Annotated in this window: 11 protein-coding genes and 1 pseudogene; 7 read left to right on the top strand and 5 right to left on the bottom strand. The window is 69.6% G+C overall.

Annotated features, from left to right (window positions below; translation table 11 throughout):
• From adh to PHN62_RS06875, 3 genes and pseudogenes are all read left to right on the top strand, one after another.
• Window positions 1-737, top strand: a pseudogene (adh, locus tag PHN62_RS06885) (aldehyde dehydrogenase); the annotation flags it as partial.
• Window positions 738-898: 161 nt separating this feature from the next.
• Window positions 899-1261, top strand: coding sequence for a DUF779 domain-containing protein (locus PHN62_RS06880; RefSeq protein WP_300148164.1), 363 nt, complete (start codon window positions 899-901; stop codon window positions 1259-1261).
• An 87-nt stretch (window positions 1262-1348) separates the two neighbouring features.
• Window positions 1349-2188, top strand: coding sequence for an arginase family protein (locus tag PHN62_RS06875; RefSeq protein WP_300148161.1), 840 nt, complete (start codon window positions 1349-1351; stop codon window positions 2186-2188).
• 3 nt (window positions 2189-2191) lie between these two features.
• Here PHN62_RS06875 and PHN62_RS06870 read toward each other — a convergent pair whose 3' ends face one another.
• The 3 genes from PHN62_RS06870 to gltX all read right to left on the bottom strand — a co-directional run bounded on the left by PHN62_RS06870 (window position 2192) and on the right by gltX (window position 4682).
• Window positions 2192-2713, bottom strand: a complete 522-nt coding sequence (locus PHN62_RS06870) for a GNAT family N-acetyltransferase (protein ID WP_300148159.1) — start codon at window positions 2711-2713, stop codon at window positions 2192-2194.
• A 5-nt stretch (window positions 2714-2718) separates the two neighbouring features.
• On the bottom strand, window positions 2719-3285 hold the full coding sequence (locus tag PHN62_RS06865; RefSeq protein WP_300148156.1) for an XRE family transcriptional regulator: 567 nt from the start codon (window positions 3283-3285) through the stop codon (window positions 2719-2721).
• Window positions 3286-3353: 68 nt separating this feature from the next.
• Window positions 3354-4682 carry a glutamate--tRNA ligase gene (gltX, locus tag PHN62_RS06860; protein WP_300148155.1) on the bottom strand — a complete coding sequence of 443 codons (1329 nt, stop codon included), beginning with the start codon at window positions 4680-4682 and terminating at the stop codon, window positions 3354-3356.
• Between the two features lie 200 nt (window positions 4683-4882).
• On the opposite strand from gltX, the gene fumC reads away from it, so the two are divergent.
• On the top strand, window positions 4883-6277 hold the full coding sequence (gene fumC, locus PHN62_RS06855; protein ID WP_300148152.1) for a class II fumarate hydratase: 1395 nt from the start codon (window positions 4883-4885) through the stop codon (window positions 6275-6277).
• Window positions 6278-6283: 6 nt separating this feature from the next.
• Window positions 6284-6484, top strand: coding sequence for a DUF4169 family protein (locus PHN62_RS06850; protein WP_300148150.1), 201 nt, complete (start codon window positions 6284-6286; stop codon window positions 6482-6484).
• A gap of 42 nt (window positions 6485-6526) precedes the next feature.
• On the opposite strand, the gene PHN62_RS06845 is transcribed toward PHN62_RS06850, so the two are convergent.
• On the bottom strand, window positions 6527-7876 hold the full coding sequence (locus tag PHN62_RS06845) for an SH3 domain-containing protein (protein WP_300148147.1): 1350 nt from the start codon (window positions 7874-7876) through the stop codon (window positions 6527-6529).
• Window positions 7877-8057: 181 nt separating this feature from the next.
• On the opposite strand from PHN62_RS06845, the gene xth reads away from it, so the two are divergent.
• Window positions 8058-8840, top strand: coding sequence for an exodeoxyribonuclease III (gene xth, locus PHN62_RS06840; protein ID WP_300148145.1), 783 nt, complete (start codon window positions 8058-8060; stop codon window positions 8838-8840).
• Window positions 8837-9262 (top strand): GFA family protein, encoded by a 426-nt coding sequence (locus PHN62_RS06835; protein ID WP_300148143.1) that lies wholly within the window; start codon window positions 8837-8839, stop codon window positions 9260-9262. Before xth ends, PHN62_RS06835 begins: the two co-directional genes overlap by 4 nt.
• A gap of 1 nt (window position 9263) precedes the next feature.
• On the opposite strand, the gene PHN62_RS06830 is transcribed toward PHN62_RS06835, so the two are convergent.
• Window positions 9264-10385 carry a glycosyltransferase family 4 protein gene (locus tag PHN62_RS06830; protein ID WP_300148141.1) on the bottom strand — a complete coding sequence of 374 codons (1122 nt, stop codon included), beginning with the start codon at window positions 10383-10385 and terminating at the stop codon, window positions 9264-9266.
• Window positions 10386-10419 lie beyond the last annotated feature (34 nt).

The following is a 10419-nucleotide window of genomic DNA, read 5'->3' as shown; positions in this document are numbered from 1 at the left end:
AGCTGGGCGGCAAGTCGCCGAACGTCTTCTTCGCCGACGTGATGGACGAGGACGACGACTACTTCGACAAGGCCCTCGTAGGCTTCGCGCTCTTCGCGCTGAACCAGGGCGAAGTCTGCACCTGCCCCAGCCGCGTGCTGGTTCAGGAATCGATCTTCGACCGCTTCATCGAGCGCGCCGTCGCCCGCGTGAACAAGATCAAGCAGGGCCACCCGCTCGATCCGACCACCATGATCGGCGCCCAGGCCTCCAACGACCAGCTCGAGAAGATCCTCTCCTACATCGACATCGGCCGCAAGGAAGGCGCGGAAGTGCTGACCGGCGGCGGACGCGCCAATCTCGAAGGCGAGCTCTCGACCGGCTACTACGTCCAGCCGACCGTGCTGCGCGGCCACAACAAGATGCGCGTCTTCCAGGAGGAGATCTTCGGGCCGGTCGTCTCGGTCACGACCTTCAAGGACTTCGACGACGCCATCTCCATCGCCAACGACACCCTCTACGGGCTCGGCGCCGGCGTCTGGAGCCGCAACGGAACCCAGGCCTACCGCGCGGGCCGCGCCATCCAGGCCGGCCGCGTCTGGACCAACTGCTACCACGCCTACCCGGCCCACGCGGCCTTCGGCGGCTACAAGCAGTCGGGCATCGGCCGCGAGAACCACAAGATGATGCTCGACCACTACCAGCAGACCAAGAACCTGCTCGTCAGCTACAGCCCGAAGGCCCTCGGCTTCTTCTGATCGGGCTCCTCGGACCCGGCGCGGGCGAAATCCCGCGCCAAGCTTGAAACCCGGTCGGGCGAGCCCCGGCCGGGTTTCGGTCTTTGAAGAAGGAGACTCCCGCCCCATATGCGGGAGGCGGAAGCTCATCATTCCAGACGTCATTCCGGGAGGGAAAGCCAATGGTCGAACGGGTTCTGGCCACCGAGGCCGCGCTCGCGCTGATCGACAAGCTGCGCGCGATTCACGGCGATCTGATGTTCCATCAGTCGGGCGGCTGCTGCGACGGATCGGCGCCGATGTGCTATCCGAAGGGCGAATTCCGCATCGGCGGCAGCGACGTGAAGCTGGGCGAAATCGGCGGCTGCGAGTTCTTCATGAGCGAATCGCAGTTCGAATACTGGAAGCACACCCAGCTTCTCATCGACGTGACGCCCGGCCGCGGCTCGGGATTCTCGCTCGAAGCGCCCGAAGGAGTCCGCTTCCTGACCCGCAGCCGCGTCTTCACCGACGAAGAGGTCGCGGAGCTGGAGAAAGCCGCCTGATATCCTTGAGGAATTCCCCCCGAAGCCGGAGCATTTCGCCACGCGGCGCGCTTGCCTTCGGCTCGGGGCCGGATTAGCCTGCCCCCCATGGATTACGATCTCATCGTCTCGCAGGGCCGTCTCGCCGACCGGAGCCCGCACGCCCTGCTCGGCGCCCGCCTCGCCGGCGAGCGCTTCGCGCGTCGCTACGGCTTGCGGACGCGCAAGCTCGGCACGCCCTATCCCAACAGCGCGGACGGCTGGAGCCACGCGCTGGCCCAGTCGCGCGAGACGCTGACCTCCCTGCAGAACGCCGTCTCGCAGAGCCTCGAAGCGGGCCGCAAGCCGCTCATGATCGCCAACAGCTGCGTGGCCAGTCTGGCCAGCCTGCCGGTGGTGGCGCGCAAGCGTCCGGCGGCCAAGATCCTCTGGTTCGACGCCCATGGCGACTTCAACACTCCCGAGACCACCCGCAGCGGCTATCTCGGCGGGATGGTGCTGGCGGGCGCCTGCGGGCTCTGGAAGACCGAGGTCGGCGGCGGCGTCAGCCCGCGCAATCTGCTGATCGTCGGGGCGCGCGACGTGGACCCCGCCGAATCCGAACTTCTCACTCAGGCGGGCGTGACCATCCTGCCGCCGCGCACCGCCACGCCGGAAGCCGTGGCGCAATGGGCGGGCGGCGCGCCGCTCTGGCTGCACATCGACTGGGACGTGCTGGAGCCCGGGCATGTGCCCGCCGCCTACAAGGTGAATCAGGGCCTCGCGCCGGATCGGCTCAAGGCGATCCTCGAAGCGATCCCGGCCAATCGCGTCGAGGGGCTGGAGCTGGCCGAATTCGAGGCTCCCGACGATCCCGAAGCCCGCGAAGCCGCCTTGCGGCTGATGATCAAGCTCACCGAGCCGATTCTCGATCCGCAGCCGGTCGCCAGAACCGCCCCCGCCGTCTGAGGCTCAGTCCGCCGGGGCGAGGCGCTTCCAGAGCAGGATCGTTCCCGTCAGGCCGCCCTGCGGCTTGAAGGCGTAATCCGGGATCAGCCCCGCGCGCCGATAGCCGAGCTTCTCGTAAAGCTCCGCCGCGCCGCCCTCCTCCGCCGTGTCGAGCAGGATCAGCCAGCGCCCGCGCCGGAGCGCCTCCGCCTCGACGGCGGCCATGAGCGCCGAGGCGATCCCTCGCCCGCGCCAAGCCTGGGCCGTCAGAAGCTTGCCGATCTCGGCGCGATGGGGCTGATTCGGCGGCAGATCCAGAAAGAGACTCGCCGTCCCCGCCAGCTCCTCGCCGGAGAAGGCGCCGAGAATCACGCGCTCGCCCCGCGCCGCCGAAGCCAGAGCCCCCGACCAGAAGGCCCGGGCCTCCTCCGGCGCGAGCGGATCCATGAAGCTGACCGAACCGCCGCCCGCCACGGCCTCGATCAGCAGGGCGCTCAGGGCTTCGAGATGGGCTTCGCAGACAGGTCGGATCGCGCAAGGCGCCATGGCGCTCAACTCCGGACAAGGATGACGAGATAGACGCAAGGCTCGGCGGCGGCGTTGTGGAAGGTGGTCTCGGCGGGGGCCCCGAAGGCCAGACGGTCGCCCGGCCCGAGGTCATGGGTCTCGCCGCCCTCGGTCAGGCTCAGACGCCCCGAAACCACCCGCAGGATCTGCCGGATCCGCACATGGGACGAAGCCGGAAGCACGACCCGCGCGCCAGGAGGAAGCGTCGTCTCCACCATCTCCAGAGGATGGTCGGGCCGGTGGAAGATCTGACGACGCAGATACCCCGTCTCGGGGTCTCGCCAGAGCGGCTGGTCCTCGAGGCGCGCCAGACGGCTGGAATCGCCCTCCGCCCGCAGCAGAAGCCCCGCCAGGGTCAGGCCGAAAGCCGTCGCCAGACGCAGCAGCACGCCCGCCGTCGGGCTGACCTCGCCGCGCTCGATCTTGCTGATCGCCGCCTTGGAGACCTCGGAGGCCCGCGCCAGATCCGCCAGAGACCAGCCGCGCGCCTCGCGCTCCAGACGGATGCGCCGCGCGAGGCGCGCCTCCGGATCGTCTGAAATGATGTTCATTCGTCTTCTATATCAGACGAACCAGCCGCAGGAAAGCCCCTCCCGCGTCAGCCCCGCCTCAGTCCCCTTCAGGGCGCGGGCGGAACCGCCGTGAAGAAAGGCAGAAGCGCGGACATGTCCGGACCATGGGCGCGGCCCGTCAGAGCCAGACGCAGAGGCATGAACAGCGCCTTGCCCTTGCGGCCCGTCCGGGCCTTCTCGGCCTCGGTCCAGGCCTTCCAGGTCCCGGAGTCCCAGGGAAGCGGCGGCAGGGCGGCGAGGGCCTCGCGCGCGAAGAGGCGATCCTCGTCGTTCATCTCCTCCGGCTCGGGGCGGCGCCCCGCGAGGATCTCCAGCCAGGGCGCGACCTCCTCCAGCTTGCCGAGGTTGGGCCGCAGCCCATGCCAGAGCGCCGGATCCGTCAGGCCGAGGGCCTTCAGCCGGGACTCCGCCGCCTCATGGGGCAAGGCGTGCAGGATCTTCGCGTTCAGAAGATCGAGATCCGCCGGATCGAAATGGGCGGGAGCGCGTCCGAAACGGCCGAGGTCGAAGCCCTCGACCATCTCCGCGAGGCTCAGGCGCGGCTCCACCGGATCCGCCGAGCCCAGACGCGCCAGAAGCGACAGCACCGCCTGAGGCTCGAGCCCGGCCTCGCGCAGATCCTCCACCGAGAGCGAGCCGGTGCGCTTGGAGAGCTTCAGCCCTCCCGCGCCCACCATCATGGCCATATGCGCATAGGCCGGAGGCGCGAAGCCCAGAGCCTCGGCGATCTGGATCTGAGGCGCCGTATTGGCGACATGGTCCTCGCCGCGGATCACATGAGTCACGCCCATCTCGGCGTCGTCCACCACCGAGGCGAAGGTGTAGAGCGGCGCGCCGTCCTCCTTGAGCAGCACCGGGTCCGACAGCGACCCCGTGTCGATCTCCACGGCGCCGCGCGAGAGATCCGCCCAGCCGGTGCGCCGACGGTCCAGCAGGAAGCGTTCATGCGGCGCCCGGCCCTCGGCGCGCAGGGCGGCCTTCGCCTCGGGCGAGAGCTTCAACGCGGCGCGGTCGTAGACCGGCGGCAGGCCCCGCGCCAGCAGGCTCTTGCGCTTGAGGTCCAGTTCGGCGGGAGTCTCGAAGGCCTCGTAGAGCCTCCCCTCCGCGCGGAGCTTCCCGGCGGCTTCGGCGTAGCGGTCGAGGCGCAGGGACTGGCGCTCATGACGGTCCCAGTCCAGCCCGAGCCATGCGAGATCGCGGCGGATGGCCTCCACATGCTCCTCGCGGGAGCGCTCCCTGTCGGTGTCGTCGATGCGCAGGATGAATTCGCCGCCCGTCTTGCGGGCGTAGAGCCAGTTCATCAGCGCCACACGCAGATTGCCCACATGCAGACGCCCCGTCGGAGAAGGCGCGAAACGCAGGACGGGCCTGGACATGGCGGTTTTTCCTCATCTGAAGCGCGAGGCCGCCAGAGATAGGCCCCCGGAGCCGCTTTCGCCAAGAGGGATTTCAGCCGCGCAAGATTCGGTCTGAAACCAGTTCCAAGTTTTCGGAAGCCGCTCTATACAGCCTTCATCCGGCTGAGGGTCTCCTGATCTGGGGGGCCTTCGTCCTTCGCTCAGGGAGTCTCCGATCCATGGCCGCCACGCGCACCGAAACCGACACCTTCGGCCCCATCGACGTCGACGCCAGCGTCTATTGGGGCGCGCAGACCCAGCGCAGCCTCCAGAATTTCGACATCGGCTGGGAAAAACAGCCCATCGCGGTGGTGCGCGCCCTCGGCGTGATCAAGAAGGCCGCCGCCCAGGCCAACGAAGCCCTCGGCAACCTCGATCCGGAGCTCTCGAAGACCATTCAGGCCGCCGCTCAGGAAGTGATCGACGGCAAGCTGGACGCCCATTTCCCCCTCGCCGTCTGGCAGACGGGATCGGGCACCCAGACCAACATGAACGCCAATGAAGTCATCTCCAACCGCGCCATCGAGATGCTCGGCGGCGTGATGGGCTCCAAGAAGCCGGTCCACCCCAACGACCACGTGAACCGCTCGCAGAGCTCCAACGACACCTATCCGACGGCCATGCATGTGGCGGCGGTCTCCACCGCCCATGACGTGCTTCTGCCGGGCCTGCGCAAGCTGCTCGCGGCGCTGGAGGCCAAGTCCGAGGAATTCAAGGACATCATCAAGATCGGCCGCACCCACACTCAGGACGCCACGCCCCTCACCCTCGGGCAGGAGTTCAGCGGCTACGCCTGGCAGGTGAGGCAGGGAATCGGCCGCATCGAGACCGCGCTGAAGAATCTCCATCCGCTGGCTCAGGGCGGCACCGCCGTCGGCACGGGGCTCAACGCCAAGCCGGGCTTCGCCGAGGCCGTGGCCGCGCGCATCGCCGATCTGACCGGCCATCCCTTCGTCACGGCGCCCAACAAGTTCGAGGCTCTGGCCGCTCACGACGCCATCGTCGAGATGTCCGGCGCGGTGACGGTGGTCGCGGCCTCGCTGTTCAAGATCGCCAACGACTTCCGCCTGCTCGGCTCCGGCCCGCGCTCGGGCCTCGGCGAGCTGCTGCTCCCCGAGAACGAGCCCGGAAGCTCGATCATGCCCGGCAAGGTCAACCCCACCCAGTGCGAGGCCATGACCATGGCCTGCTGTCAGGTGATCGGCAACAACACGGCCATCGCCATGGCGGGCAGCCAGGGCCATTTCGAGCTCAACGTCTACAACCCCGGCATGATCTACGCGCTGCTCCAGTCGATGACCCTCATCGGCGACGCCGCCCGCAGCTTCACCGACCATTGCGTGGTCGGCACCGAGGCCAACCGCGGCCGCATCGACCAGCTCATGCGCGAGAGCCTCATGCTGGTGACGGCGCTGGCGCCGGTGATCGGCTACGACAATTGCGCCAAGCTCGCCAAGACGGCCCACAAGAAGGGCACCAATCTGCGCGACGAAGCCATCGCCATGGGCCTCGTCGACGGCGAGACCTTCGATCGGGTGGTGCGTCCCGAGCTGATGATCTCGCCGGGCGACTGATTTCGCATGGCTGAAATTGTGAACCTGCGGCGCGTCCGGAAGGATCGGGCGCGCAAGGAGGCGAAGCAGGCCGCCGACGCCAACGCCGCGCTGCATGGGCGCGGCAAGGCGGAGGCCGCGCTCGAAGAGGCCCGCGCCGCCAAGGCCCTGCGCGATCACGAGGCCCATAAACGCGAGACGCCGCCCGGAGATCCGGACGGCGTCTGAACTTCAGAAACCCCGGAGCCGCAAGCTCCGGGGTTTCGCGTCTCAGGAAGGCAGACGGCAGCAGCCGCCGAAGAGGCTCGGCGGCGGAGCGCCGGGGCCTTCCAGCGCGCGGATGAGGTCCACGCGCCAGCCGTAGGTCGCTTCGCTCATGCCGTCGGAGCACTGGGCCGGGGCGATGATCGCCGTGAAGCGCTCAGGGCCCGCCGGAAGGGCGTTGAACAGGGTCGCGTCGCCGTTCGGCGAGGGCGAGACCGAGGAGAGCCCCAGCCGCGTTCCAGCCGGATTCTCCGGCGAGGAGAAGGAGAGCGTGCGCTCGTCCTCGATCTTCAGGCTCCAGAAGGGCTCCGTCCCCGAGCAGTGCAGCCCGACGGGCGCGCGGGATCCGCGGATGCGCGCGGGCTCCACCGGCGAGAGGTAGCGCGAGGAGACCCAGGCGTCGCCGCCCTGCCAGAGGATGCGGCTCCAGCTTTCGTCGGCGTTGGTCTCCAGCACTTCGAGGGTGTTGGACTCGGGGCGCAATTCGCCGAGCTGCTGCGCCTGAGCCCTCGGCTCGGCCCGGACCTTCAGCGTGTCGTTCGCAGGCACGCCGCTCACGCGGGCGTAGCGCGGAAAGCCGAAGAAGCTGCGGGCGGGCGCAGCCGCCGCCACGGGCGCAGGAGCCGGGGCCGGAGCGGAGGCGCCGCCCAGATAGGTCGAGTTCGGCTGAGGCGCCGGCGCCGGATAAGGCGCGGTCTGGCTCGGCGGCGGGAAGAGCGGCTGCGGCGCCTGAAGCTGCTGGCCCTGAGGCGCGGGCCAGGCCGCCGGAGGCTGCTGCGGGAACTGGGGCTGTCCGAAAGGCTGTCCCGGCGCGGCGCCCTGCGGAGCCTGCTGGGGAATCCCGAGCAGCTGACCCACCGTCCCCGCCAGAGGCGAAGCGGGCTGGGCCTGCTGGCCGAAGAGCTGCGCGGGCGGCGCGAGCTGCTGCTGTTGCTGGCCGAGGAGGGCGCCCAGGGCCTGGTCCGCCAGGGGCTGGCCCGTCAGGGAGGCGCCCCCGAAGAGCTGCGCGGGCGGCGCGAGCTGCTGTTGCTGCTGGCCGAGCAGCAGGTCCAGCGGCGCGAGGCCTCCCTGAGCCGGAGCCGCCTGGGGCTGGCCGAAAAGCTGACCCACCGTCCCCGCCAGAGGCGAGGCGGGCTGCTGTTGCTGCGGAAAGGCCTGCCCGATGGCGGCGCCCAGGGCCTGATCCAGCGTCGGGACCGGGGCCGGAGCGGGCGCAGGCTGCGGCGCGCCGGTCAGATGCGGAAACTGGTTCAGCAGGTTCTGCACGGCGTTGGGATCGGGGCGCTGCTGCGCGAGGGCGGGCGCGGCCAGAGCCGTCGCGCAGAGCGCGAGGAGAAGAAGAGGACGGCGAGTCATGCGGCGGACTCCTGCATATGCGGTCTGCTCGGGCCCCATCGGGGCCTGTCGCGGCCTTTCCGAGGCCTTTGCGCCTGCTTAGAGCCTGACCTTTCAGGGAGCAACCCGTTTCTCCGCGCGCGGATTCTGCTATGCTGGAGGCCTCGGCGCCCGCAATCCGTCACAGGAGACCCTCCCCGCGATGAAGATCGCCACATGGAACGTCAACGGGATCAAGGCGCGCATCCACGCCCTGCCCGACTGGCTTCAGGCCGCCGCCCCCGACGCCCTCGCGCTCCAGGAGATCAAGACCCTCGACGAGGGGTTTCCCCGCGCCGAGATCGAGGCTCTGGGCTATCACGTCGAGACCTTCGGGCAGAAGAGCTTCAACGGCGTGGCGATCCTCTCGAAGAAGCCCGTGACTGGGGTGGTCCGGGGCCTGCCGGGCGATCCCGAGGACGAACAGGCCCGCTGGATCGAGGCGACCGTCTCCGGCGAGCGCGGGGACTTGCGCTTCTGCGCGCTCTATCTGCCCAACGGCGACCCTTCGCCGGGGCCGAAATACGCCTACAAGCTCGCCTGGATGGAGCGCCTCCGCCAGCGCGCCGCGGATCTGCTGCGCGAAGAGCGCCCCGTCGCCCTGCTTGGAGACTTCAACGTCATTCCGCAGGATCTCGACGCCGCCCATCCCGAGGACTGGCGCGAAAGCGCCCTGGGGCGTCCCGAATCGCGGGCGGCCTTCCGGAGGATCCTGAATCAGGGCTGGCTCGAGTCCTGGCGGGCGGTCCATCCGCGCGAGCCGGAATATTCCTACTGGGACTTCCAGCGCCGCGCCTGGGAGAAGAACGACGGAATCCGCATCGACCACATCCTGCTGAGCCCTCAGGCCGCCGACAGGCTGCGCGGCGCCGGAATCGACCGCGATCTGCGCGACGGCGCGAAGCCTTCGGATCATGTCCCCGTATGGGCCTATCTGGCGCTATGAGCGGGGAGCCAGAGGGCGGACGTCAGGGCGGATGCCTCTGCGGCGCGATCCGCTACCGGATCAGGGTCGCGCCCGCAGACGCCGCCTTCTGTCATTGCCGGATCTGCCAGAGGTCGAGCGGGGCGCCGGTCCTGCTCTGGGCGAGCCTGCCCGAAGCGGATCTGGAGATCCTGCGCGGCGCGCCGGAGATCTTCGCCTCTTCGCCCGAGGGGCGGCGGCTCTTCTGCGGCGCCTGCGGGACGCAGCTGTTCTTCCGTCACGCCCGCTGGCCGGGTCAGCTCGACCTGACGGCCGCCTCTCTGGACGATCCCGACGCGATCCGGCCCAGGGGCCATATCCACGTCGGCGCCCGGCGCGCCTGCATGGAGGGACTCGCGCCGGATCTGCCGGACTTCGACGACGAACCGGAGAGCTTCGCCTGATTCAGGCCCGCGCCCTCTCGCGGCGGCCGGGCGCGATCTCCTCGAAGATGCGCCGCCAGCGCCCCGCCATGGCCGAAACGTCGTATTCCGCCGCCACGCGGGCCGCATTGGCGCCGCCGAGGCTCTCGCGCAGATCGGCGTCGCCCAGCAGCGCCCCCAGACGTCGCGCAAGACCCGTCTCGTCGTCGACGGGCGCCACATAGGGCCGATTCCCAGGCGACAACATCGCCGAGACGTCGCCGACGTCGGTCGCCGCCGCCGGAAGTCCAGAAGCCATGGCCTCGATCAGCGCGAGCGGCGCCTGTTCGGTGTCGGAGGTCAGGGCGAAGGCGTCCATGCGGGCGTAGAAGGGCGCGACCTCGCTTTGGGCCCCGGCGAACTCCACCAGCCGCGAGATCCCCAGCTTCGCCGCCAGAGCCTCCAGAGCAGGGCGCTCGGGGCCGTCGCCCACCAGCAGAAGCCGCAGGTCTCCGCGCTCCGCCGCCAGAGCCGAAAACACCCGCAAAAGCCGGTCGAAGCGCTTCTCGGGCCGCATCGCTCCCACCGAACCCACCACCAGAGGCCGGTTCGCCGCAGAGCTGCGCGCCGCGCCCGCCTCGGCGAAACGGGCCGTCTCGACGCCGTTGGGCGTGAAGCGCAGCTTCGAAGGCCGCACGAGCCAGGTCTCGCGGGCGACGCGCTCCAGTTCGCGCGAAGGGACCAGAACCGCGTCCGCGCGCCGGAAGGCGAGGCGTCGCCCCCAGACCCGCCGCGCCGCCTGACGATCCGCGCGTTCGTCGGGCCCGAATCCGTCCTCGCAATGCAGATGCCCCGTCGCGCCCCGCGCGGCGAAGGCCCATTCCACCGCGCCCCAGTTGGTCGTGACGAGCACGTCCGGACGCTCCTCCGCCAGAATCCGCGAGAACTCGCCGAGATTGGCCATCGAGACGAAACGCCCCTTGCGCGCCCGGATCGGACGCAGACGGATCCAGGCCGAAGGCGGAATCAGGGCCTCCGCTTCATAGCGGTCGTCCATGGCGCTGACGACATGCTGCAGATCCGGCCCGAGCGCTCCCGCCAGAGCCGCGAAGCGCCTTTGCGCCCCGCCCACGCCGAAGCTCGAAAACACCCAGAGAATCTTCATGCGCCCAAGGCCCGGGCCTCGCGCGGAAGCGACG

The organism is Neomegalonema sp. (genome assembly GCF_028688855.1).
GTDB lineage: Bacteria > Pseudomonadota > Alphaproteobacteria > Rhodobacterales > Rhodobacteraceae > Neomegalonema.
This window is presented reverse-complemented; position numbering and strand designations above follow the sequence as displayed.